This window comes from Streptomyces sp. NPDC090119, from assembly GCF_044747085.1.
GTDB lineage: Bacteria > Actinomycetota > Actinomycetes > Streptomycetales > Streptomycetaceae > Streptomyces.
Genome location: NZ_JBIVDK010000001.1, coordinates 1,586,886 through 1,609,994, shown reverse-complemented (window position 1 = coordinate 1,609,994; position 23,109 = coordinate 1,586,886). Strand labels below are relative to the sequence as shown.

The 23,109-nt window shown below is 73.0% G+C and carries 23 protein-coding genes and 1 pseudogene; 14 read left to right on the top strand and 10 right to left on the bottom strand.

Annotated elements, in window-relative coordinates:
* Nucleotides 1-95: pseudogene (locus ACIPPM_RS07345) on the top strand (IS5/IS1182 family transposase); the annotation flags it as partial.
* An 8-nt stretch (nucleotides 96-103) separates the two neighbouring features.
* Here ACIPPM_RS07345 and ACIPPM_RS07340 read toward each other — a convergent pair.
* From ACIPPM_RS07340 to ACIPPM_RS07325, 4 genes are read right to left on the bottom strand one after another with little or no spacing between them, the layout of a single operon-like run.
* Nucleotides 104-928 (bottom strand): transferase, encoded by an 825-nt coding sequence (locus tag ACIPPM_RS07340; protein WP_401444079.1) that lies wholly within the window; start codon nucleotides 926-928, stop codon nucleotides 104-106.
* Complete coding sequence (locus tag ACIPPM_RS07335) at nucleotides 925-2,190, bottom strand: glycosyltransferase family 4 protein (RefSeq protein WP_401444076.1); 1,266 nt, start codon at nucleotides 2,188-2,190, stop codon at nucleotides 925-927. The genes ACIPPM_RS07340 and ACIPPM_RS07335 overlap by 4 nt, the downstream gene beginning before the upstream one ends.
* Before the next feature lie 41 nt (nucleotides 2,191-2,231).
* Entirely contained in the window at nucleotides 2,232-3,143 is a 912-nt protein-coding gene (locus tag ACIPPM_RS07330) for a YegS/Rv2252/BmrU family lipid kinase (RefSeq protein ID WP_401444074.1), read from the bottom strand.
* A 20-nt stretch (nucleotides 3,144-3,163) separates the two neighbouring features.
* The gene (locus ACIPPM_RS07325; RefSeq protein ID WP_401444071.1) at nucleotides 3,164-4,756 is read right to left on the bottom strand and encodes an FAD-binding oxidoreductase; all 1,593 of its coding nucleotides are present in this window, start codon (nucleotides 4,754-4,756) and stop codon (nucleotides 3,164-3,166) included.
* An 80-nt stretch (nucleotides 4,757-4,836) separates the two neighbouring features.
* Here ACIPPM_RS07325 and ACIPPM_RS07320 point away from each other — a divergent pair, with 80 nt between their 5' ends.
* Genes ACIPPM_RS07320 through ACIPPM_RS07310 form a run of 3 tightly spaced genes read left to right on the top strand, consistent with a single transcriptional unit; the run spans nucleotide 4,837 to nucleotide 7,744 of the window.
* A complete protein-coding gene (locus ACIPPM_RS07320; RefSeq protein ID WP_401444068.1) occupies nucleotides 4,837-5,436 on the top strand; it encodes a TetR/AcrR family transcriptional regulator in 600 nt (199 codons plus the stop codon).
* A complete protein-coding gene (locus ACIPPM_RS07315; RefSeq protein ID WP_401444065.1) occupies nucleotides 5,433-7,013 on the top strand; it encodes a glycerol-3-phosphate dehydrogenase/oxidase in 1,581 nt (526 codons plus the stop codon). Before ACIPPM_RS07320 ends, ACIPPM_RS07315 begins: the two co-directional genes overlap by 4 nt.
* Nucleotides 7,014-7,054: 41 nt before the next feature.
* Nucleotides 7,055-7,744: a hypothetical protein gene (locus ACIPPM_RS07310; RefSeq protein ID WP_401444242.1), complete on the top strand. Its 690-nt coding sequence runs from the start codon at nucleotides 7,055-7,057 to the stop codon at nucleotides 7,742-7,744.
* Here the strand turns inward: ACIPPM_RS07310 and ACIPPM_RS07305 are convergent.
* Both ACIPPM_RS07305 and ACIPPM_RS07300 read right to left on the bottom strand, forming a co-directional pair.
* Complete coding sequence (locus ACIPPM_RS07305; RefSeq protein ID WP_401444240.1) at nucleotides 7,702-8,205, bottom strand: GNAT family N-acetyltransferase; 504 nt, start codon at nucleotides 8,203-8,205, stop codon at nucleotides 7,702-7,704. The two genes, ACIPPM_RS07310 and ACIPPM_RS07305, sit on opposite strands and share 43 nt — an antisense overlap.
* 95 nt (nucleotides 8,206-8,300) lie before the next feature.
* Nucleotides 8,301-9,506 carry an MFS transporter gene (locus ACIPPM_RS07300; protein WP_401444062.1) on the bottom strand — a complete coding sequence of 402 codons (1,206 nt, stop codon included), beginning with the start codon at nucleotides 9,504-9,506 and terminating at the stop codon, nucleotides 8,301-8,303.
* Nucleotides 9,507-9,571: 65 nt separating this feature from the next.
* Between ACIPPM_RS07300 and ACIPPM_RS07295 the strand changes: the two genes are divergently transcribed.
* The gene (locus ACIPPM_RS07295; RefSeq protein WP_401444059.1) at nucleotides 9,572-10,417 is read left to right on the top strand and encodes a DUF1206 domain-containing protein; all 846 of its coding nucleotides are present in this window, start codon (nucleotides 9,572-9,574) and stop codon (nucleotides 10,415-10,417) included.
* A 36-nt stretch (nucleotides 10,418-10,453) separates the two neighbouring features.
* Here ACIPPM_RS07295 and ACIPPM_RS07290 read toward each other — a convergent pair whose 3' ends face one another.
* Nucleotides 10,454-11,245: an SDR family NAD(P)-dependent oxidoreductase gene (locus ACIPPM_RS07290; RefSeq protein WP_401444056.1), complete on the bottom strand. Its 792-nt coding sequence runs from the start codon at nucleotides 11,243-11,245 to the stop codon at nucleotides 10,454-10,456.
* An 86-nt stretch (nucleotides 11,246-11,331) separates the two neighbouring features.
* Here ACIPPM_RS07290 and ACIPPM_RS07285 point away from each other — a divergent pair, with 86 nt between their 5' ends.
* Nucleotides 11,332-12,183, top strand: coding sequence for a helix-turn-helix transcriptional regulator (locus tag ACIPPM_RS07285; RefSeq protein ID WP_401444053.1), 852 nt, complete (start codon nucleotides 11,332-11,334; stop codon nucleotides 12,181-12,183).
* On the opposite strand, the gene ACIPPM_RS07280 is transcribed toward ACIPPM_RS07285, so the two are convergent.
* On the bottom strand, nucleotides 12,175-13,056 hold the full coding sequence (locus ACIPPM_RS07280; RefSeq protein WP_401444050.1) for a helix-turn-helix domain-containing protein: 882 nt from the start codon (nucleotides 13,054-13,056) through the stop codon (nucleotides 12,175-12,177). The genes ACIPPM_RS07285 and ACIPPM_RS07280 overlap by 9 nt on opposite strands.
* A gap of 165 nt (nucleotides 13,057-13,221) precedes the next feature.
* Here ACIPPM_RS07280 and ACIPPM_RS07275 point away from each other — a divergent pair, with 165 nt between their 5' ends.
* The 6 genes from ACIPPM_RS07275 (at nucleotide 13,222) to ACIPPM_RS07250 (ending at nucleotide 19,010) form a co-directional block, all read left to right on the top strand.
* Entirely contained in the window at nucleotides 13,222-14,145 is a 924-nt protein-coding gene (locus ACIPPM_RS07275; RefSeq protein WP_401444047.1) for an alpha/beta hydrolase, read from the top strand.
* 437 nt (nucleotides 14,146-14,582) lie between these two features.
* Nucleotides 14,583-15,464 (top strand): CAP domain-containing protein, encoded by an 882-nt coding sequence (locus ACIPPM_RS07270; protein WP_401444044.1) that lies wholly within the window; start codon nucleotides 14,583-14,585, stop codon nucleotides 15,462-15,464.
* Between the two features lie 104 nt (nucleotides 15,465-15,568).
* Nucleotides 15,569-16,642: an NAD(+)/NADH kinase gene (locus ACIPPM_RS07265; RefSeq protein WP_401444041.1), complete on the top strand. Its 1,074-nt coding sequence runs from the start codon at nucleotides 15,569-15,571 to the stop codon at nucleotides 16,640-16,642.
* A 128-nt stretch (nucleotides 16,643-16,770) separates the two neighbouring features.
* Nucleotides 16,771-16,926 carry a DUF6131 family protein gene (locus tag ACIPPM_RS07260; protein WP_135784581.1) on the top strand — a complete coding sequence of 52 codons (156 nt, stop codon included), beginning with the start codon at nucleotides 16,771-16,773 and terminating at the stop codon, nucleotides 16,924-16,926.
* Between the two features lie 145 nt (nucleotides 16,927-17,071).
* Nucleotides 17,072-18,316, top strand: coding sequence for a cytochrome P450 (locus ACIPPM_RS07255; protein WP_401444038.1), 1,245 nt, complete (start codon nucleotides 17,072-17,074; stop codon nucleotides 18,314-18,316).
* 202 nt (nucleotides 18,317-18,518) lie between these two features.
* A complete protein-coding gene (locus tag ACIPPM_RS07250) occupies nucleotides 18,519-19,010 on the top strand; it encodes a peptidylprolyl isomerase (protein WP_401444035.1) in 492 nt (163 codons plus the stop codon).
* 58 nt (nucleotides 19,011-19,068) lie between these two features.
* Here the strand turns inward: ACIPPM_RS07250 and ACIPPM_RS07245 are convergent, their stop codons facing one another.
* Complete coding sequence (locus tag ACIPPM_RS07245) at nucleotides 19,069-20,037, bottom strand: pyridoxal-phosphate dependent enzyme (protein WP_401444032.1); 969 nt, start codon at nucleotides 20,035-20,037, stop codon at nucleotides 19,069-19,071.
* A 29-nt stretch (nucleotides 20,038-20,066) separates the two neighbouring features.
* Nucleotides 20,067-20,693 (bottom strand): transcriptional regulator, encoded by a 627-nt coding sequence (locus ACIPPM_RS07240; protein WP_401444029.1) that lies wholly within the window; start codon nucleotides 20,691-20,693, stop codon nucleotides 20,067-20,069.
* A gap of 137 nt (nucleotides 20,694-20,830) precedes the next feature.
* On the opposite strand from ACIPPM_RS07240, the gene ACIPPM_RS07235 reads away from it, so the two are divergent.
* Nucleotides 20,831-21,604 carry a GNAT family N-acetyltransferase gene (locus ACIPPM_RS07235; protein ID WP_401444026.1) on the top strand — a complete coding sequence of 258 codons (774 nt, stop codon included), beginning with the start codon at nucleotides 20,831-20,833 and terminating at the stop codon, nucleotides 21,602-21,604.
* Between the two features lie 121 nt (nucleotides 21,605-21,725).
* Nucleotides 21,726-23,078, top strand: a complete 1,353-nt coding sequence (locus ACIPPM_RS07230) for an MFS transporter (protein WP_401444023.1) — start codon at nucleotides 21,726-21,728, stop codon at nucleotides 23,076-23,078.
* The last annotated feature ends 31 nt before the right edge of the window (nucleotides 23,079-23,109 follow it).

The following is a 23,109-nucleotide window of genomic DNA, read 5'->3' as shown; positions in this document are numbered from 1 at the left end:
CCACGCGCTACGACAAACGAGCCATCCACTACCAGGCCATGGTCACCCTCGCCTGCCTCCGCCTCTGGCTCAACGACTTTCCGGACACCCCCTAGGGCCTGCCTCAGCCGGGGGTGACCTCGAAGGCGAGGTCGTTGTCGACCGTGTAGTAGAGGCGTACGCGGCGGTCGCCGGTCTTTCTCGCCGGGTAGACGAAGGAGTGCTTGCGGTCCGCCACGTCGTCCAGGAGGCGGCCCACCCGGACGGGGGCCGCTCCTGCGGCGGGCAGCACGTCCACGTCCCAGTAGCGGGCGCCCGCGCCGTCGTCGCGGGTGAGTTCGGCGTGGTCGACGGTGAAGCGGAAGTCCCGGCCGTCGCCGTCGGTGCTCGCGCGGAAGGTGCGCTCGGCGCCGTTCTCCCGCCCCCGCACCCGGACGACGGCGCCTTCGCCCGGCTCGGTGCCGTGCAGGCGGGCGGTGACGGTGGTGGTGCGGTCGGCGACCTCGATCCGGTCGGTCTCCGCGTGCGCGGGACGCAGCCAGGCGCGCAGGGCGAGGAAGCCGTCCTGCGCCCGGTAGGGGATGCGGACCGCCACCGGGGACGGCCGGTCGGCGCGGGCGCCGTCGACCAGGACCCGCAGATCCAGCGGGCCGGAGCCCAACCGCTCGGGTTCGGCGTCCGGTTCGCGGACCAGGAAGGCGTCCCAGCGCCCCTCCTCCAGCGCGGGCAGCGGCTCCAGCACGGCACGGCTCCGGTCGTCGCCCGTGACGTGGAGCGGGAGACGGCGTGCGGCGGGGTCGGCCTCGCCGTTGCGGGGCCTGGCCTTGAGCAGCAGGTGGGGGCGGCCGTCCGGTGCGGGCAGGGGAAGGTCGAAGGTGAGGCGGCCGTCGGCGTCCGCCACACAGGTCACGCGGATCACGCGGGGCTCCTTGTCGCTGGTCGTGCTCATCGCCGCCACCCGCGCACGGTGCGCACCGCGGCGGAGGCGGCCGTGTACGCGAGGTCGTGGGCGCTCTGGCCGCCCGCCGTCAGGCGGCGGCGCGCGGCCTCGGGTGCGCGGGCGGGGCGGCGGCCGGCCTTCTTGGCGGCGAGGGCGTCGGCCAGCAGGCGTTCGGCGCCCGCCACGACGATGTCGGGGGCGAAGCGGCGGGAGTTCTCCAGGGCGGCCTTGCCCATGGTGCGGCGGCGTTCGTCGTCGCGGACCAGCTCCAGCAGGGCCGCGCCGAAGGCGTCGGCGTCACCGACCGGGACGAGCCGTCCGTCGACGCCGTCCTGGATGATCTCGCCGGGTCCGTGTGCGCAGTCGGTGCTGACGACGGGCAGCCCGCAGCGCATCGCCTCGACGATGGTCATGCCGAAGGGTTCGAAGTTGGAGGAGACCGTGGCGATGGACGCCTTGACCCACTCGGCCTCCATGGGCACGGCGGCGCCCATCAGGAAGGCGCTGTCGCTGAGGCCGAGCCGTTCGATGAGGGCGCGCAGCCGGTCGCGCTCCTGGCCTCTGCCGTAGATGCGCAGCCGCCAGTCGGGGTGGGCGGCGGCGACGTGCGCGAAGCCGCGGATCAGGGTCTCGTAGTCCTTCATCGGGACGAGCCTGCCCGCGGCGACGATCAGTCTGGTGCGGCCGTCCGAGGGCGGCAGTTCGGGCTCGGGCACGCTGTTGGGCACGGCCTCGACGCGGACACCGGGCAGCCACGCGCCGTGCCGGTAGGCCCGCGCGTCCGCCTCGGAGACGGTGGTGAGCAGGTCGAGACGGCGGTAGGCGCGGCGCAGCACGGTGCGCAGCCGAGGCGAGTGGTGCCCCCAGGTCAGGTGTTCCTGGCCGACGCGGAGCACATGGTCGGGCGCCTGGCGGGCGAGATGCACGTTCAGTCCGGGCCGGGTGCCGATGACGACCTCGGCGTCCGTGGTGGCCAGGTGTGCGGCGATCCGCTCGTCGCTCAGCCCGCTGTAGTCGGAGTGGCGTGCTTCGACGGCCGGGAAGACCCGCGAGGGTTCGCGGTGGGCCGGGTGGTCCTGTTCCTCGCGCAGGTCGATCAGGGACCGCAGCCGGACGCGCGGGTCCAGGGTGAGCTGCGGGCGTTCCCGGTTCCGGAACACGGAGACGATCTCGACGTCGTGGCGTTCGGCGAGTGCCCCGGCCTGGTTGAAGGTCGTGGCGATCGTCCCTCCGATCGGGTACGCGCTGTGGAGCAGGAAAGAGATCTTCATGCAGGTCCAGACCTTGTCGACGCGGGCGCGGTTGCAAGACGTTACCGCTTCGTTCCCTTCGGGCCTGGTGAGGGGCACAGTACGGCGAGGTCGGCGGGGCGGACCCGGACGGTGACGGGCAGCGCGGCCTCCACCTCGCCGTCGGCGCCGTAGGGCACGGGACGGTCGGCCTCGATGCGCAGTTCCCGGCCGCGCAGGACGCGTACCTCGGGGCGGTGCACGTGGGCGCCGGTCTTCAGCTCGTTCATGAGGGCGAAGAAGAGGCGGCGCGGGGCCTCGCGGATCAGCACGATGTCGAGGAGGCCGTCGTCGAGTTCGGCGGCGGGGGCGACGGCCCGGCCGAAGCCGTAGTAGGGCGAGTTGGCGGCTACGACGGTGTAGCCGCGGTGGCGCTGTTCCGCGCCGTCGACGGTGATCCGGTAGTCGGCGGTGCGCCAGGTCGCCACGGCGCGCAGTCCGCCCGCGTAGTAGGAGGCGGCGCCGCGCAGCAGCCGGGACTGGTTGGCGTACCGGTTGGCGAGGGCGTCGACCCCGGCGTACACGCTGCCGAGGACGACGGTGCGGGGGTGGACTGCGGACTCGACCTCGATGGTGTCGACGTACCGGGGCTCGGCGTGCAGCAGGATCTCGGCGAGGGCGGCGGGGTCGGCGGGCAGGCCGAGGGCGCGGGCGAAGTCGTTGCCGCGTCCGGCGGGTACGAGGCCGAGTACGGCGCCGGTGCCGCTCAGCGCTCCCCCGATGCCCCCGGCCATGCCGTCGCCGCCGACCGCGAGGACGACCCGGCCGCTCTCCCCGGCGCGCAGGGCGGTCTCGCGGGCGTGGGCGAGGCTGTGGCTGTACTCGGTCTCCAGGGTGGCGCCCGCCTCGCGCAGGTGCCGGGCCACCTGGAGCAGCGTGGCGGCCCCGGTGGAGGCGCCCGCGGTCGGGTTGACCACGGCGGTGAACTCTCGCATCGGTGTGCCTCCGGGCGCGGTCAGTCGGTGGGGAGCAGGACGCCGGGGTTGAGCAGCCCGGCGGGGTCGAGGCGGGCCTTGACGGCGCGCAGCGCGTCGACGGCGAGGGGTCCGGCCTCGCGGACGTACCAGTCACGGTGGTCGGTACCGACGCCGTGATGATGGGAGATGGTGCCGCCCGCCGCGAGGATCGCCTCGTTGGCGGCGTGCTTGGCCGGGGTCCAGTGGGTGAGGGGGTCCTCGCCCTGGGCGCTGACGACGGTGAAGTAGAGGGAGGCGCCGTTCTCGTAGACGTGGGAGATGTGGCACATGACCAGGGGCGGGGTGCCGGCGCGGGTGAGGGTGTCGGTGAGGGCGGTGCGTACGGCCGTGTACAGCTCGGGTATCCGGGACCAGAACGCGGCGGTCTCCAGGGTCTCGGCGAAGGCACCGGCGTCGAGGAGGGCGTCGCGTAGGTAGGGCGCCGCGTAGCGGCCGTGGGCCCAGCGTTCGCCGGGTTCGGTGCCGACGAGGGTGCCGCCGCACTCCCGGAGGACGGCGGCGGCCTCCTCGCGGCGCCGGGCGGTGTCGGCCGCGGTGCCCTCGTAGCCGGTGACGGCGAGGCAGCCGGTGCCGCCGTCGGCCAGGGCGGCGCCGATGGCGTCGGGCTGGGCGAGGCCGACCAGGGTCTCGGTCTCGTCGGAGAGCCGGAGCACGGTGGGCCGGGGTCCGTCCTGGGCGAGCCTGCGCAGCGCGGCGGCGCCCTCGGTGAAGGTGGCGAACCGCCAGCCCTCGTACAGGCGTTGCTCGGGCTGGGGTCGTACCCGGACGGTGACGGAGGTGATGACGCCGAAGGCTCCCTCGGAGCCCAGGATCAGCTGGCGGAGGTCGGGTCCGGCGGCGGAGCGCGGGGCACGGCCCGTCTCGACGGTGCCCTCAGGGGTGGCGAGGGTGAGGCCGAGGACCATCTCGTCGAACCGGCCGTATCCGGCGGACGCCTGGCCGCTGGAGCGGGCGGCGGCGAAGCCGCCGACGGTGGCCCACTCGAAGGACTGCGGGAAGTGGCCGAGCGTGAACCCCTGTGCGGCGAGCAGGGCTTCGGCCTGCGGACCGCGCAGGCCGGGCTGGAGGACGGCGGTGCGGGAGACCGGGTCGAGGTCGAGCAGGGCGTCCATCCGGCGCAGGTCGAGCGCGATGAACTCATTTTTGTGCGGCGAGAGTCCGCCGACGACACTCGTGCCCCCGCCGAACGGTACGACCGCCACCGCGTGCGCGGCGCAGGCCCGCAGCACGGCGAGCACCTCCTCGTGGGAGGCGGGCAGGACGACGGCCCGCGGTACGTCGGTGAGGTCGCCCGCGCGGATACGGAGCAGGTCGGGCGTGGACTTGCCGCGGGTGTGCCGGACGCGGCTCTCGGTGTCGGTGCGGACGTGGTCCGCGCCGCTCACCGCGTCGACGAGGTCCTTGAGGGCGGCCGGGGCGAGCGTGGCTTCGGGCAGCTCAAGGTCATTCAGCGTGACGGGAGTTGACGGGCTCGGGCGGACGCCGAGCAGGTCGTGCAGGAGTCCGGCCACCGCGTCGGGCAGGGGTGCCGCCTTCGCCGGGTCGCCCCAGCCGTTCCACAGCATGTCCATCGAACGGTCGTCCTCACCCAGTCGGTTCGGTGTGTGCGGCGCCATCTCGCCCCGGCCGCCGGGGCGTTACACTGTTACACATGACGTCCATCCGTCACAACAGTTCGGACGCCGACACCGTGCTCGACGCGGTGCGCGAATGCGTCCTGGCCGTAGGTGTCCGCCGCACCACCCTCGCCGACGTGGCCCGCCGCGCCGGGGTCTCCCGGATGACGCTGTACCGGCGCTGGCCCGATCTGCGCACGCTGGTGGGCGACTTGATGACCCGCGAGTGGCTCGCCGTGGCCACCCGCGCGATGCCCGACGCGTCCGAGGGCCCGCACACCCGCGCCCGGATCGTGACCGGACTGGTCGCGGGCGTCACCGAGTTCCGCGACCATCCCCTGTTCCACAAGATCCTGGACGTCGACCCCGAGCTGCTGCTCCCCTACGTCCTCGACCGGCGCGGCGCCACCCAGGAGGCCCTGCTGACCCTGCTGGCCGACGCCCTGCGCGAGGGCCACGCGGACGGCTCGGTACGCGTGACGCATCCCGAACGGCAGGCCCGCGCCGTGCTGTTGCTGGTGCAGTCCTTCGCACTGTCGCTGCGCACCATGACCGACGAGGACGACCCCGAGCTGGACGCCGCCGCCTTCCTGGGCGAGCTGCGCACCCTTCTGGAAAGGACCCTCACCCCATGAGCAACCGCGACCGCGCAGACCGTACGGCGGCACCGGGTTCGTCGCTCGACGCCGCCCGCCGCACCCGCGAGCTGGCCATGGCGGCCGGGGGCGGCACGGCCGACCTGCTGGTGGTGGGCCTCGGCGCCACGGGTGCGGGCGTCGCCCTGGACGCGGCGGCGCGTGGTCTGGACGTGGTCGCGATCGACGCCCACGATCTGGCCTACGGCACCTCCCGCTGGAGTTCCAAGCTGATCCACGGGGGCCTGCGCTATCTGGCGGCCGGGCAGTTCGACGTGGCGCACGAGAGCGCGGTCGAGCGGGGCGTGCTGATGACGCGTACGGCACCGCATCTGGTCGCCGCGCAGCCCTTCGTGCTGCCGCTGACCCCGCTGGTGTCCCGGGCGCAGGCGTCGCTGGCGTGGGCGGGGTTCCGGGCCGGGGACATGCTGCGGCTGGCCGCCCGCACCCCGCGCCAAGTACTGCCGGTGCCCCGCCGACTGACGGCGGCCGAGGCCCGCCACCTCGCACCCTCGGTCCGCGCGACCGGGCTGCGCGGCGGCCTGCTCTCCTGGGACGGCAAGGTGACCGACGACGCCCGCCTGGTCACCGCCCTGGCCCGCACCGCCGCCGCACATGGAGCACGGGTCCTCACCCGGGTCCGCGCCCTGTCCCTCGGTCCCACCGGCGCCCGTTTCCGGGACGAACTCACCGGCGAGGAAGGGGAGATACGGGCGCGTGCCGTCGTCAACGCGACCGGCGTGTGGGCCGGGGGCCTGGTCGACGGCTTCCGCGTACGCCCCTCCCGTGGCACCCACCTCGTCCTGCGCTCCGAACGCCTCGGCGCGCTCCCGGCGGGCCTGCACATACCGGTGCCCGGCGAGACCAACCGCTTCGTGCTCGTGCTCCCGCAGGGCGACGGCCGCACCTATGTGGGCCTCACGGACGAGCCGGTCGAGGGTGAGATCCCGGATGTGCCCGAGGTGCCGGAGACGGACATCGGCTTCCTGCTGGACGTGCTGGGCTCCGTGCTGGACACGCCGGTGCGGCGGGACGAGGTGGACGGGGCGTTCGCCGGGCTGCGACCGCTGCTGGACACGTCGGTGCCGGGCGCCCCCGACTCGACCCGCACCTCGGACATCTCGCGACGGCACGCGGTGCTGACCTCGGCGGACGGCGTGGTCACCGTGGTGGGCGGCAAGCTCACGACGTACCGGCGGATGGCGGAGGACGCCGTGGACGCGTGCGGTCTGACCTCCGCCCCCTCCCCCACCGCCACGCTCCCCCTGGTCGGCGCCGCCGCCCCGGAACACCTCCGCGACCTCCCCGCCCCCGCCCGCCTGGTCCGCCGCTACGGCACCGAGGCACCGGCCGTCCTCGCTCTGGCCGAGCGGGACCCGGCACTCGCCGAGCCGGTACTCCCCGGCCACCCGGTCACCCGCGCGGAACTCCTCTGGGCCGCCCGCCACGAGGGCGCCCTCGACCCGTCCGACCTCCTCGACCGCCGGACCCGCATCGGCCTCGTCCCGGAGGACCGCGCCGAGGCGCTGACCGTCGCCGCCGAGATCCTGTCGCGGGCCACCCCATCGGGCGTCTGACCTGTTTCGCCGCTTCCCACCAGGGGCATCCGTTGCGCGTGATGCCCCCCGGCCCCGACGCCCCGCCCCCACCCGCGCGCGACTCCGTCGACCTCCGCTTCGACGGCTGGATCACCGGTATCGGCACGGCCTCCGGCACCCGCCTGGTGCTGGGCCACTGGCCCCGCACCCCCTTCGGCCCCTTCAGCGACGTGATGCTGGAACGCCCGGACGGCCACCGCACGCTGCTGGCGCCGACCCGGCGGGTGGCCGACTTCATCGCGGGGACGTACGCCTTCGACGAGGTGCGGGTGGTGCCGGTGGGGGTGCGCGTCGCCGGGGCGCGGTGGACCGTGGCCGCCGGTGCGGCGCTCGACCTCACCTTCACCGTCGGCCGCCGGGGACCGCTGGGCACGCTGCTCAGGATCGCGGGACCCCTCGTCTCCCGCCCCGCCTTCGCCGCCGTGACCGACCCGGTCTCGCGGCTGCTGCTGGGGGTGCCCACGCGGGGCTCCGCCGGGAACGGCCGGTACGAATGGTACGGCGCCCACGACCTGCACCGGCTGACCTCCGCGACCACCGTGCTCGACGGCCACGACCTGGGCCCGCTCGCCCCGGTCGCCCCCCCGGTCCGCTTCGGCTTCGCCTCGACACCCCGCACCCCGTGCCAGGTCAGGGTGACGACGACGGTACGCGACCCGGGGCCGACCTACGGGGCGCCGATCCCACCGTCGCCACCCTCCGCCAGGTGAACAGCGGCCGACCGTCCGCGTTCCATCAGCAACCGGCTTCCCCGTGAGCCGACCGGGCGAAAGCCTGCCTTGCTCCACGCCCTGACGGCACGGCGATTGGACGCTTCGGGATCGACGGTCACCCGGTCCCATCCCACGACGGTATGCAGGTGCCGGACGAGGGCGCGGGCGGCGTCAGGACCGTGCCCCCGGCCCTGGGCGTGGGGCACGAGCACCATGTCGATGCCGCCTTCGTACGGACCGGCGGTCACGTACTGGGCGTACCCCACGGGGTCCACACCTTCGAGGACCAGCAAGGAGACCACTGCGGGACGCCGCCTTCCGATGTACTTGGCGGCCACTTCCTCGCGCCCGAGCGGCTGCCCGCCCCACTCTCGGACGAACTCGGGGTCGGCGAACCACCGCGCGAGCAGCGGCAGATGCTCCTCCGTGGCGGGAACGAGCAACGTCGCCTCGCCCATGATGCCGCCCTCCGGAATCCCCTGCACGACCGCCGACCCCTTTCGCATGCGTGTCCCGTCCAGCGCATCCCCGCGATCACAGCGACACGCGCAACCTACAGACCCCGAGGCGGACGCACCCGTACCCGCGTCCCCACCGCCACCACCAACACGATCGCGCAGGCCGTGAACACCATCCCGGCCCCCCGCACCCCCAGACCCACCGTCAGCGCGCCCACCCCGACGACCGGCAACGAGATGCCCAGGTAGGCCACGACGAAGAAGGCCGAGATGGTGGCGCCCCGGTGTTCCTCAGGGGCCGCCGCGCCGACTGCCGTGAGGCCCGCGCGGAAGGCCATGCCCTGGCCCGCGCCGCCGGTGATCCCGCCGATGAGGAGGAGGGGGAGGGACTCCACCAACAGGGAGGCGCCGACCAGGACCAGGCCGACGGCGAGGACGGCGCAGCCCCAGGGGAGGGCGGCGCGGGCGCCGATGCGGCCCATGAGGAGCTGGCCGCCGGTGGAGGCGCAGAAGACGCTGAAGACGACGGCGCCGGTCACCGCGAGGTCGTGCTCGCCGAGGGTCTCGGTGAGGAAGGCGGGCGCGACCGCCTTGAACAGGCCGAGCAGGGAGAACCCGGCGAAGGCGGCCAGCGCACAGGGGCCGAACACCCCGCGCACCTCGGGCGGTACCCGCATCCCCTGCGGCCTGAGCGGGGGGCGGGCCCCTTCGTGGTGGACGGTCTCCCTCAGTAGCAGGGTGACGACGAGGGCGACCGCGAGCAGGGCGAGGTGGACCAGGAAGGGCAGGATCAGCGGCCGGGGCGCGTACTGGGCGAGCAGCCCGGAGACCAGCGGCCCGAGCCCGAGCCCGCCCATGTTGGCTGCGGTGGCCGCCAGCGCGGCCCGCCCCCGGTGCTCGGGCGGCGCGAGGTCGAGGACGGCGGCCGTACCGGTGCCGCTGAGCAGGCCCGCCGAGAAGCCGGACAGCACCCGCCCGAGGTACAGCAGCGACAGCCCGCCCTCCAGCAGGAAGCACACCGCGCTGAGTGCGGACAGCGTCAGGGCGCCGATCAGCACCGGACGTCGTCCCAGCACGTCGGAGGCGCCGCCGGCGAGCAGCAGGGCGACGATGACGCCGACCGCGTAGACCGCGAACACCACGGTCACGATCAGCTCGGAGAACCCGATCCGCTCCCGGTACAGCCCGTACAACGGGGTCGGCAGCGTGGTGCCCATCATGCCCACGGCGAAGACGCCTGCCGCGCCGAGGTAGCCGGGGCGTCGGCGCCGCCGGGAGGGGGCGCTGTCGGAGTCGATCACAGCTCACCTTGGCACGCGGCCACCGTTCAGGCGTGACGCGGACACGCCGGGGCATCGGGTGTGTCATGGACTCAAGCGTTCTGGCACAGCGCGGTCGGGGGCAGGCCCGGCGAGCGGCCGACAGCCCGGTGATGACCGCGGCGGCGAAGGCGGGCTTCGTCGCCCGTGGACTGATCTACCTGCTCGTCGGGGTCATAGCCCTGCAGATAGCCCTGGGCGGTGACGGCGGCAAGAAGCAGGCCGACCGCGGCGGCGCCCTCGCCGAACTGGCGGACAAGCCGTTCGGCGCCGCCATCCTGTGGATCGTCGGCATCGCGCTGGCCGGCATGGCGCTGTGGCGGTTGTCGGAGGCGGTGATAGGCAGCGCCGGTGAGGACGGCGGCAAGGCGTCGAAGCGGGCGATGTCCGCGGCGCGCGCGGTGTTCTACGCGTTCGTCTGCTACTCCGTGCTGTCCTACGCGGCCGGGCAGAAGGGCAGCGGCGGCGGCTCCTCGGACAAGCAGAGCGACGACGTGACGGCGATGGCGCTGAAGTGGCCCGGCGGCCAGTGGATCGTCGGGGCCGCCGGGCTCGTGGTGATCGGGGTGGGCGTCTACATCGCGGCGCGGGCGGTGATGCGGAAGTTCCGCAAGCACCTGCGCACCGAGGAGATGTCCCCCACCGTCCGGAAGATCGTCGACGTCCTCGGCGTGGGCGGTGGCGCGGCCCGCGGCGTCGTCTTCGCCGTGGCCGGGGTGTTCGCCCTGATCGCGGCCGTCCAGCACGAGCCGGGCAAGGCCAAGGGGATGGACGACACCCTGCGGTCGTTCCGCGACCTGCCCGCCGGGCCCTGGCTGCTGGCGCTGATCGCGCTGGGCCTGGTCGCGTTCGGCGTCTTCTCCTGGTGCAACGCCCGGTGGCGCAAGGTGTGACCCTCCTACCGACCACGACCACGGCGCCCCGCCTTCTCAGGTGAGGGCGCCGCCGTCCACCCGCAACACCGCGCCGGTGACGAAGGAGGCGCGGTCGCTCAGCAGCCAGGCCGCGGCCTCCGCGATCTCCTCGGGCCGGGCGTCCCGGCGCAGCGGGGTGTGTGCCTGGAGCCTTTCCTGGAGGCCGGGCGACTTCTCCTCCCAGGAACGCATCATCGCGGTGGCCGTGTTGCCGGGCGCGATGGCGTTGACGCGGATGCCCTCCGGGCCGTACGTGACGGCGGCCGACTCGGTGATGCTGTTCAGGGCCCGCTTCATCGCGCCGTAGCCCGGCAGTTCGGGGTTGCCGCGCAGGCTGCCGACGGAGGAGTTGTTGACGATGGCCCCGGTGCCGGAGGTGGCGCGGATCGCCGCGACCTCGGCGTTCATGGCGAGCCACTGCCCCCTGAGGTTGACGGTGTAGAGCCGGTCGAACTCGTCCTCGGACAGCTCGTCCAGCGGGCCCGGCGCCTGGTTGGCGGCCCCGTTGTTGAAGGCGATGTCGAGACGGCCGTGCAGCTGTACGACGCGGTCGACGGCCGAGCGCACCGCGTCCCCGTCGGCCAGGTCGCACACCACGTAGTCGGCGGTGCCGCCCTCGGTACGGATCTCCTCGGTGACCGCCTTCAGCTGGTCCTCGCTACGGGCCGCCAGCACGATCCGCGCCCCCTCACGGGCGAAGAGCCGGGCGGCGGCCGCGCCGATACCGCGTCCGGCGCCGGTGATGAAGGCGACCTTGCCGGGGAGCAGTCCGGTGCCGGCGGGAGTGTCTGTCGCTGTGGTGTTCATACGGTCGAGCCTGCGCCGCCCGGCCCCGCTCATCCAGGCACAGGCGGTACCTGGCTGGCACCGCCGGAACGGCGCAGACTGGAGCCGTGGACCGAGACGAACTGGCGGCATTCCTCCGTGACAGGCGCGAGCGGATCGGCCCGGCCGAGGTGGGGCTGCCCGCCGGGCCGCGCCGCCGCACGCCGGGGCTGCGACGCGAGGAGGTGGCGCAACTGGCGTTCATCTCCACCGAGTACTACACGCGGCTGGAGCAGGCGCGCGGCCCGCGGCCGTCCCGCGAGGTGCTGTCCGGGCTGACGCGGGCGCTGCGGCTGACCGACGCCGAGCGCGACCATCTGCACCATCTGGCGGGGGCGCCCCCGGTCCCGCCGTCCGGTCCGCCGCGCGAGGTGCGGCAGAGCATCCTGGACCTGCTGACCCGGCTGCCGGGGACGGCCGCCATCGTCACCTCGGCGATCGGTGAGGTGCTCGCCTGGAACGACCTGGCGGCGGCGCTGATGGAGGACTTCTCCGCACTGTCGCGCCGCGACCGCAATCTGATCCGCCGCGTCTTCCTCGACCCGCACCCGGACGGGCCCCCGCTGTACGGCGTCTCGGACGCGGCCGAGTTCGCCCGCGACTCGGCACAGCGGTTGCGCGCGGCCTCCGCCCGCTACCCCGACTCCCCCGAGGTGACCGGTCTGGTGGCCGAACTCCTGGCGGGAAGTGCGGAGTTCGCCCGGCTGTGGGAGCAGTATGAGGTGTCCGTGCTGCCGACGCTGGCCAAGACCTTCCAGCACCCGGTGGTCGGCCCGCTGACCGTGAACTGCGACGCCCTGCACGTCCCGGACCGGGATCAGCGCCTCATCCTGTACACCGCCACGCCCGGCTCGGCCTCGGAGGAGGCGCTCCGGCTGCTGTCGGTCGTGGGGACGCAGCGGATGGACGTGTCAGGCTGAGCCGCCGCGCCGCCCCTGCGGTGTGTCGTGGTGGGTGTCGGCGGCCCAGGAGGACAGGATGCGCAGGCCGTCGTGGGAGGGGGTGCCGGGTTCGGCGGTCCAGACGACGAGTTGCTGGTCGGGGTCACCGACGCAGGCCAGGGCGTCCCAGTCGAGGGTGAGTTCGCCGACCAGGGGATGCCGCAGCACCTTGTCGCCCCGGCTCAGGTCGGCGACGCGGTGGTCGCCCCACCAGCGCCGGAAGTCGTCGTCCCGTACGGACAGTTCACCGACCAGCGCGGCCATCCGCTGGTCCTCCGGATCGCGGCCCGCCTCCTTGCGCAGCATCGCCACGCAGGACCGGGCGATGCGTTCCCAGTCGGCGTGGAGTTCGCGCATCGCGGGGTCGGAGAAGAGGAGCCACACGTAATTCCGCTGCTTCTCCGGAATGCGCGAGAAATCGGTGAGGAGTGCGGCGGCCATCGGATTCCAGTCGAGGATGTCCATTCGGCGGCCCATGATCAGCGCGGGGGACGTCGCGAGTTCGTTCAGCACCCGGCGCAATTGCGGGTGGGCCTTCTGTACGGTACGGCGGGGCGGCCGGGCGAGGGATTTCCCGGCCAGCTCGAACATATAGGCCCGCTCCTCCTCGGAGAGGCGCAGGATCTCGGCGAGCGCGTTCAGCACGGGTGCGGACGCCCGCCTCCGCCCCTGCTCCAGGCGGGTGTAGTAGTCGGTGCTGATGGACGCCAGCAGGGCGACCTCCTCGCGGCGCAGCCCCCGGACCCGGCGCCGGGCGCCCGCCTCGGGGAGCCCGGCGTCCCGGGGGCTGATGCCGGATCGCCGGGCCTTGAGGAATTCCCCCAGCTCATTGGAGTCACGCTGACCGCTCATGGGTCGAGTGTCGCAGAAAAGGCCCGCGCGGTGAGGGGGCCAGGATTGTCCCTGGACGACCGGGTCGGGGGCTGCGCGCGGCCCATTGTGCGGGAACCCCGTCGGGGGGAGTGTGGAGATGAAAGGCCCTCTGGGTTTTCCCGGAACAATTGAGGAGCAGCACCCATGGAATCCGTACGGTTCAAGAACCGCACCTGGGACGTGGCGGCGGACCTGCGTCTGCCGGAGGACTTCGACCCGGCGAAGAAGTACCCGGCGATCATCTGCGGCCACCCCATCAGCAGCTGCAAGGAGCAGACCGCGGGCTCCGTCTACGCCGAGGCGCTGACCAAGCTCGGCTATGTGACCCTGGCCTTCGACGCGTCGTACCAGGGAGAGAGCGGCGGGGAGCCCCGGTTCCTGGAGGACCCGGCCACGCGTGTCGAGGACTTCCGCTGCGCCGTGGATTACCTCGTCACCCTCGACCACGTGGACGAGGAGCGGATCGGTGTCGTCGGCGTCTGTGGCGGCGGCGGTTACGCGACCCAGGCCACGATGACCGACCACCGCATCAAGGCCCTGGCCACGGTGGTCGGCGCCAACTACGGCCGCCTGATGCGCGAGGGCGACCTCACCCCGGACGCGGCGCTGCACGCGCTGGAGGCGATCGGCAGGCAGCGCACGGCGGAGGCACGCGGCGCGGAGCCGGTGATCACCGGCTACATTCCCGGCTCGGTGGCTGAGCGCGAGCAGGCCGGGATCACCGACATCGACATCACGGAGGCCGTCGAGTACTACACCACCGAGCGCGGGCAGCACCCCAACTCCCCCAACAAGCTGCGCTTCTCGGGGCTGGAGGCCGCCTTCGCGTTCGACGCCTACCATCTGGCCGAGGTGCTGCTGACCCAGCCGCTGCAGATCGTCGTCGGTGACGTGCCGGGCGGCTTCGGCTCGTACCGGGACGGCTTCGAGCTGTTCGACCGGGCGCGCTCGGCGAAGAAGGACATCTTCGTCGTCCAGGGCGCGAGCCACTACGACCTGTACGACCAGCCCAAGTTCACCGGGCCCGCGCTGGAGCGTCTGGAGTCCTTCTTCGCGGAGAACCTGTAGCCCCGCGAGTGGCCGGAGAGGGGGATGGTTCCGTGACATCCCTCACAGCGTCCGATGACCTACGGGTGCCCCTTAGTAGGTGACGAGCCGTGACGACAAGTGCGCTTTGTCCGTCTTGGCGGGTATTTGGATCATGCTGTCCCCCGGACCGGCCGCTCCGTCGGTCAGAAACCCTCGCTTCTGCAAATCATGCGGGGTTCTGACGGCCCGGCAGCAGTAGGCGGAAGCCGCTGCCGCCGGGTCGGCACGCCTTCGTGACCTTGGCAAGGGGCTCCCAGGTCTACGAAGCGCATTAGTACGACAGTCTCTTTGCACGCCTTGTGTGGTCGTCCTAAGAATGACGACTCGCAGGGCGTCTTTTTGCTGTTCGGGAGGCGGGTTCCACCCAGAGGAAGCCGCGCGGCGGCGCCCGGCGTCTACCGAATGAGGTTTCACGCATGGGAAAGCACCGTAAGAACCAGCAGTACCGGCGGGTGCTGATAGCCGCCGTCGCCGTCGGCGCGGTGGGCGTACCGACCGCCGCCGTGGCCTGCGTCGACTGGAAGGACGACTCCCGGCAGCAGACCGAGGCCACCGCCTGGAAGACGGAGCGGAGCCCCCGTCACGAGGCGCACGAGGTGCGCGAGCAGCCCGCCTCCGCGACGCCCTCCGCTTCCCCGAGCGCCCGCACCGAGCACCGGGCCGCCCCGGCGCCCGCCCACCACCGCACCGGGCGCGCGACGGCCCCCGAGGCGGCGAAGACCACCGCGGCCGCCCAGCCTGTCAGGACCGCACAGCCCGTAAAGACCGCCAAGCCGGCCACCGCCAAGCCCGCCGTCGCCAAGTCGGCAGCCGCGAAGCCCGTTTCGGCTCCGACGGTGCGCCAGGTCTCCACCCGGCCCAGCCCCGCGCAGACCGCCACCGCCGCCGCGCCCAGCACCCCGCAGCCCGCCGCGACCGCCTCCGGTGACGTCGCCCGCGTCGTGGAACTGGTCAACGCGGAGCGCGCCAAGGTCGGCTGCTCCCCGGTCCAGCTCAACTCGACGCTGTCCAAGGCCGCGCAGGACCACAGCGCCGACATGGCCGCGCACAACACCATGTCGCACACCGGCTCCGACGGCTCCGACCCGGGCTCGCGCATCACCGCCGCCGGGTACCAGTGGAGCGCGTACGGCGAGAACGTCGCCTACGGCTACTCGACGCCCGAGCAGGTCATGGACGGCTGGATGAACAGCGCGGGCCACCGCGAGAACATCCTGAACTGCTCCTACAAGGAGATCGGCGTGGGCCTCGCCCAGCCCGGCAGCTACTGGACCCAGGACTTCGGCACCGCCCGCTAGTACCCCGGCGGCCAGTACCCCGGCGGCGTGGCGTCCCGTACGGGTGTCCGCATCCCGGTGAGGATGGGGCGGTCGTACGGGTCGGCTGGGAGGCGGGTGTCGGGATGACGGTGGACCGGATCGGCTTGGTCGTGCACGCCGGGCGTCCGGCCGCGCTCGCCGCGGCGGACGCGGTGCGCGCGTGGTGCGCCGAGCACGACGTGGGCTGCGCCGACATCGACGTCTGGCAGGAGGGCGCCCGGCACAGCGCCCGCGACGAGGTCGACAGCGCGGGCGACCCGGACCTCATCGTCACCCTGGGCGGCGACGGCACCTTCCTGCGCGGCGCCCGGCTGGCGGCCGAGAACGACGCCCTGGTGCTCGGCGTGGACCTCGGCCGGGTCGGCTTCCTCACCGAGGTGCCCGCCCCGGCCGTACGGGCCGCGCTGGACGCGGTGGCCGCGGGCCGGTACGAGGTCGAGAGCCGGATGCTGCTCACCATGCGCGCCTCGTGCCCGCTGGGCGTGCCCGAGCACATGGCGGACCTGGTGCGCTACGGGCGCGGCCCGATGCTGCCGCCGCCACGGGTGCGCGGGGAGTGCACGGTCGGCGACGACTGGGGCGTGGCGCTGAACGTCACCGCGCTGAACGACGTGGTCGTGGAGAAGCTGACCCGGGACCGGCAGGTGTCGGTGGGCGTGTACATCGCCGGGCAGCTGCTCGCCTCGTACTCCGCCGACGCGCTGCTGGTGGCGACCCCCACGGGATCGACCGCGTACAGCTTCGCCGCCGGGGGTCCGGTGGTCTCGCCGCGCATGGAGGGGCTGCTGTTCACGCCGGTCGCCCCGCACATGACGTTCAACCGCTCGGTGCTGGCCGCGCCGGACGAGCCGATCGCGTTCCGGGTGCTGGAGCGCTCCGGCCGGGCCGCCGTCAGCATCGACGGCCAGGTCCGGGGCGTGCTGAACCCCGGCGACTGGATCGGCGTGTACGCGTCCCCCCGGCGGCTGCGGGCGGTGCGGCTGGGGCCGATGGACTTCTACGGACGGCTGCGCGAACGGATGAACCTCACCGACGCGCCCGCGGCCGTCGCGGACGGTCAGGCCGCCCCGCTGTGGCCGGTGCGCTCGGCGCCGCCCGGCGACCTCGCCCATCTGGCACTTCCGCCGACTCCCGAGGACGGCCCGCCACACCACTGAGCTGCGGAAACTCCGTCCGGGGCGGAGCGGCCCGAAAGGATGTCCAGGTTTCCCGGCCGGAAGTGAGAATGTGTCCCGCATGGGGGCACTAGGAGAGCAGGCACTTCTCCTACGGCTGGAGGCACACCATGCTCGCCATCGGCGTCATTCTCCTGATCATCGGCTTTCTCACCGGGATCTCGATCCTGTGGACGATCGGCATCATTCTCGCGGTGATCGGCGCCGTGCTGTGGATCCTGGGCGCCACCGGCCACGCGGTCGCCGGACGACGTCACTACTGGTGACTCCTCGGTGGTGACCTCCAGGCCCCTCCGGTCCCCCTGACCGCGCTCCGGCGCGGCAGGGGGACCACTGATGTGGCGGAACCCGGTATGCGGGACACCTGAGGCTGCGGGAGGCTTTCGGACACAGCTGGAGAAGGGACCCGCCATGACCTTCGACTCCGCGTCCGTCGAACCCGTACCTCCGTCCTCACCGCCCCCGCCCCCGGTGCGGCCCTGGCTGGTGGAGGACCTGCCCGCGCTGGACCCCGATCCGTTCCTGGACTCGCTGCTGCGCGACGAGCCGGTCACCCGCATCCGCCTGCCCTACGGGGAGGGGCACGCGTGGCTCGTCACGCGCTACGAGGACGTCCGCTTCGTCACCTCCGACCCGCGCTTCTCCCGCGCGGAGCTGCGGGGCCGCTCGGTGACCACCATGGCGCCGCAGACCGTGGCCTCACAGACGGCCGGTCTCCAGTACATCGACGCGCCCCGGCACACCGTGCTGCGCCGGGTGGTGGCGCGGGCGTTCACCGCCAAGAGCATGGCCCGGCTGCGGCCGCTGGCCGAGCGCACCGCCCGCGAGATGCTGCGGGGCATGCGGCGCGCGGGCGCCCCCGGCGACCTCATGGAGCATCTGTACACGCCGTTCCCGATCGCGGTGGTCTGCGCCTTCCTGGGCGCCGACGAGGACGACTGGCGCGACTGGGCGGGCAACTCAGAGGCGCTGCTGACGAAGGCGAACGCGAAGGAGCGCAACCAGGCGGCCCGCCAGGACACCCGGAGCCGGGTCGTCGCGCTGCTGGAGCACCGCCGCACCGAGCCCCGCGACGACCTGGCCGGAGTGCTGGCCGCCGCTTCGGCGAGCGGGGAGATCACCGACGACGAGGCGATCTCGCTCGCCATGGCCGTGTACGTCAGCGGCGGGCACGCCGTGCGCAACAACAGCGGCTCGATGATGTACGCGCTGCTCACCCATCCGGACCAGTTGGAGCGGCTGCGCCGGGAGCCGGAGCTGCTGCCGAAGGCGGTGGAGGAGCTGTTCCGGTTCGTCCCGCACCGCAACGGCGTCGGCATCCCCCGTGTCGCCCTGGAGGACGTGGAGATCGGCGGCCATCTGATCCACAAGGGGGACGTGGTCTACAACGCCTACGTCGCCGCCAACCGCGACCCGTCCGCCTTCCCCACCCCGGACCTGCTGGACTTCGACCGCTCGGGCGCGGGGCACGTCGCCTTCGGGCACGGCCCGCACTTCTGTCTGGCCGCGCTGATGGCCCGGATGGAGGCCGAGGTGCTGATCGAGGCCGTGCTGACGGAGTTCCCGGAGCTGCGGCTCGCCGTACCACCCGAGGACGTCGAGTTCCAGCGGGACGGCCTGATTCGCGGTCCGAGAACACTGCCGGTGACCTGGTAGCGCCGGGCAGGGTTTGCCCCCGCGTATACGGGAGGCCGGTCTTCGGGCCAACATCTTAGGAGATAGGCTCACTTGACAAGGTCGATGAGTGTTTGCGGGTGCACATTTGACCCCGCGTGCCCGCAAAAGGACCGTCCCGACCCGGTCCGTCGTGCCCGGCTCCGGCGAACGTCCGGGACCGACCGGCGGTAGGTTGATCTCCATGAGCGACAACGTGTACTTCGACATCACCATCAACGACGAGCCCGCGGGCCGGATCGTGTTCCGTCTCTTCGACGACGTCGTGCCCAAGACCGCGAAGAACTTCCGCGAGCTGGCGACCGGCGAGCACGGCTTCGGCTACGCCGGTTCCCCGTTCCACCGCGTCATCCCGCAGTTCATGCTGCAGGGCGGCGACTTCACCAACGGCAACGGCACCGGCGGCAAGAGCATCTACGGCGAGAAGTTCGCCGACGAGAACTTCAACCTCCGCCACGACCGTCCGTACCTGCTGAGCATGGCGAACGCGGGCCCGAACACCAACGGCTCCCAGTTCTTCGTGACCACGGTCGTCACCCCCTGGCTGGACGGCAAGCACGTCGTCTTCGGCGAGGTCGTCGAGGGCCAGGAGATCGTGGACCGCGTCGAGGGCCTCGGCAGCGGCAGCGGCGCCCCCAAGGCCAAGGTGGCGGTCTCCGCGAGCGGCACCGTCTGATCCGCCCCGCCATTCGCCGTGCCCCCGCACACCGGGGGCACGGCGGCCGGTGCCCGGCTCAGCCCGCGGTGAGTTCCGCGAAGCGCCGGGTGTCGATGTTCCCGCCCGAGGCGATGATGCCGACACGTGGCGGAAGGTTCTCGACGCGCCCGGACAGCAGGGCCGCGAGCGGGGTGGCACCGCTCGGTTCGAGGACGATCTTCAGGCGTTCGAAGGCGAACCGCATGGCGTCGACGATCTCCTCGTCGCTGACCAGCGCGATGGCGTCGATCAGTCGCTGATTGAGCGCGAAGGTGATCTCGCCGGGGCTCGGCAGGACCTGCCCGTCGGCGATGGAGCGGGGCACCGGGATGGTGACGCGCTCCCCCGACTCCAGTGACCGCTTGGTGTCGTCGCCCGCCTCCGGCTCCACGCCGATCATCCGCACCGACGGGTACAGGGACTTCGCCACGACGGCGCTGCCCGCGATGAGCCCGCCGCCGCCCACCGGGACCACCAGCGCGTCCAGCTCCCCGGTGTCCTCCAGGAGTTCCAGCGCGGCGGTGCCCTGGCCCGCGATGACGTCGAGGTGGTCGTAGGGCGGGATCAGGGCCAGCCCCCGGTCCTTCGCCAGGCCCTCACCGAGCGCGCCGCGCTCCTGGGTGTAGCGGTCGTACGTGACGACCTCCGCGCCGTAGCCGAGGGTGGCCCGCTTCTTGGACTCGGGCGCGTCCTCGGGCATCAGGATGACGGCGGTGGTGCCGAGTTCTCGGGCGGCCAGCGCGACCGCCTGGGCGTGGTTGCCGGAGGAGAAGGCTGCGATGCCCTTGGCCAGCTGCTCCGGCGGCAGCAGCCTGGCGGCGTTGTAGGCGCCCCGGAACTTGAAGGCGCCGACCCGCTGGAAGTTCTCGCACTTGATGAACACCCGCGCCCCGACCCGGGCGTCGAGGGTGCGCGAGGTGAGGACGGGGGTGCGGTGGGCGACGCCCTCAAGGCGGGCGGCGGCCGCGCGGACGTCGTCGAGGGTGAGGTGCGGTTCGGCGGGCATCGTGGTCCCCCAGGGTGTGGTTCGGGCGCTTACTTGGTGTAGTTGTAGACGGTCGCTCGGGAGACTCCGAGCAGGTCGGCGATGGTCTGGGCGGCGTCCCGCGCGTCGAACCAGCCCTCGCCGTGCAGGTGCCGTACCAGCTCGCGCTTGGCGTCCCGGCCCAGCGACCTCGGGGTGCCCCCGCGCCGCGCGGCCAGCTCCTCCACTGTCCCGCGCAGCTCCCGCGAGCGCCGGTCGCGCAGTGTCTCGGGCGGTTCGGCGCCGTGTTCGGTGCCGGTGGCGACCAGGTTGGCCAGGGCGAGCGCGACCGGCGAGAGCACGGAGACGTCCAGGTTGAGGCAGAGCGCCGCGATGTACTCGCCCGCGCTGTTCCGGATGCCGATGGAGGTGCTCTTGGCGGGGCGCCCGTCGGGGAATCGGTTCGGGTAGTTCTGCACGACGTCCGGGTAGGCGGGGTCCGCGATGCGGGCCAGGCCCAGCTCGGTCGCGGGGTCGCCGGGGGCGCGGCCGGACAGGTTGTTCTCGATGATCCGGATCGCGTGGTCCGGGTCCCGCAGATCGTGCAGCACGACCTCGCACAGCCCCGGGAACATCCGCCCCAGCGCGACGGCGACCTTCTCGGCCTCGCCCAGCAGATGCTCGTCCTCGGACCCCATCGACACGCCTCCGTAGCTTCTGGACGGGTTTTCCAGTTCTGGACGATACATCTAGGAAGACCTCGGCACCAGGGGCGATAATCGGTTGGCCGCGCGGACCCGCTGTGGCAGCGTGCGGTGCCGTGCCCCTAGATGCCGTGCCCCGTGATGCCGCGCCACTCGATGTGCAGAACTTCGCCGCCGCCCACCTGCTGCGCCGCCCGGAGCCGGTGCGGGTCGGCGGCTTCGTGGCGGGCTTCGACCCCGCGACGACCAGCCCCTACGTCAACTACGCGACCCCGCTGCCCGGCACCACCCCCTCGGAGGCCGACGTGGCCGCCCTGGTGGCCGAGTTCCGTGGGCGCGGGCTGCTCCCCCGGCTGGAGTTCGCGCCGGACGCCGCGCCCGAGGTGGAGGCGGCACTGCGCCGGGCGGGCTTCAGCACCGAGGCGGTGCACGAGTACCTGGTCTGCACCCCGGCCACGCTGACTCTCCCCGCCGGTCTTCCCCAGGCCGAGATCCCCGCCTCGGACGAGGAGTTCACGGAGATCGACGCGGCGCTCGCCGAGGCGTTCGCCGGGGAGTTCCCGGCGTCCGCCGAGGGCGCGGCCCGGCTGCGGCGGACGCAGGAGCGGGGCGGCGCCGTGAGGTTCGTGCGCGCGGACGACGGTGGCTGTGCCGGGGCGGCCAGTTGCTCGGCACCCGCCGAGGGCACGGCCGAGCTGGCCGGGGTGGGCACGCGGCCCGCGTACCGGGGGCGGGGTGTGGCGGCGGCCGTCACCTCCGCGCTGGCCGGGGCGATGTTCGAGCGTGGCGCGGAGTCGGTGTGGCTGGAGTACTCGGGCGACGGCTCCCGGCGGGTGTACGAGCGGGTCGGCTTCCGCCCTGGCGGCACCCGGCTGTATCTGCGGCTGGGGCGCCCGCTTCCTTAGCGGCGTGTTAGATCTGCGCGTCGTCCCTTGTCCGGGGCGGGTGCGCGGCGCATGCTCGGGCGGCACTCGGGTCCGGCGTCCCACGGCGGCGGGCCCCGTCCCCCTTTTTTCTGGAGCCGCCATGTCCGCGTCCGCAGCACCGCCCACGCTGACCCCCGCCGCCCGCCGCTTCGCCCTGATCGGCGGGTCGCTGGGCAACCTCGTGGAGTGGTACGACTGGTTCGTCTACGCCAGCTTCGCGATCTACTTCGCGGACTCCTTCTTCCCCGGCGACAACCCGACGACCAAGCTGCTGAACACCGCGGGCATCTTCGCGGTCGGGTTCCTGATGCGGCCGGTCGGCGGCTGGGTGCTGGGGCGGGCGGCGGACCGGCACGGCCGCAAGAGCGCGCTGACCCTCACCGTCACCATGATGTCGGTGGCGGCCCTGCTGATCGCCGTCGCCCCGACCTACGGGCAGGCGGGCTACTACGGCGCGCTGGTGCTGCTGCTCGCGCGGCTGCTCCAGGGCCTGAGCATCGGCGGCGAGTACGCGGCCAGCGCCACCTATCTCACCGAGGCGTCCGCGCGGAACCGGCGCGGGCTCGGCTCGTCCTTCCAGTACGTGTCCATGACCTGCGGGCAGTTGCTGGGCCTGGCGATCCTGATCACCATGCAGCACACCCTGACCACGGAGCAGCTGCAGAGCTGGGGCTGGCGGGTGCCGTTCGTGCTGGGCGCGGTGTTCGCGCTGGTGGTGTTCTGGCTGCGGCGGCGGCTGACCGAGACGGAGGCGTTCACCGAGGAGACGGGCGGCGGCACCGACACCGCGCGCGGCTCCCTCAAGGCGCTGTGGGAGCACCGTCGGCAGGCCGGTCTGGTCATGGCGCTGACCCTGGGCGGCACGGTGGCCTACTACACGTACACCACGTACCTCACCAAGTATCTGATCGGCAGCGCGGGCATGGCCAAGTCGACGGCCACGCTGGTGAGTTTCACCGCGCTGGCGGTGTTCGCGGCGATCCAGCCGCTGGCCGGGATGCTCTCCGACCGGATCGGGCGCAGGCCGCTGCTGATCACCTTCGCGCTGGGGTGCACGGTGGGCACGTATCCGATCATGACGGCGCTGGGGTCGGCGCACTCGTACTGGTCGGCGCTGGGGCTGTCCCTGCTGGCGCTGGTGATCGTCACCGGGTACACCTCGATCAACGCGGCCGTGAAGGCGGAGCTATTCCCGACCCGGGTGCGCGCGCTCGGCGTGGCCCTGCCGTACGCGCTGGCCAACGCCCTGTTCGGCGGGACGGCGGAGTACGTGGCGCTGTGGTTCAAGGACGCCGGGCACGAGAGGATGTTCTTCTGGTACGTGTCGGGGTGCGCGCTGGTCTCGCTGGTCACCTACGTGCTGATGCGGGACACCCGGGACGCCGCGCTGAGCCGGGCCGAGGCGGAGACGGACACCGGTTCCACGCTCACCCCGGCGAAGGCGGCCGGCTGACCCGGTGCGATCCGGGACCCGGCGGGCCGCA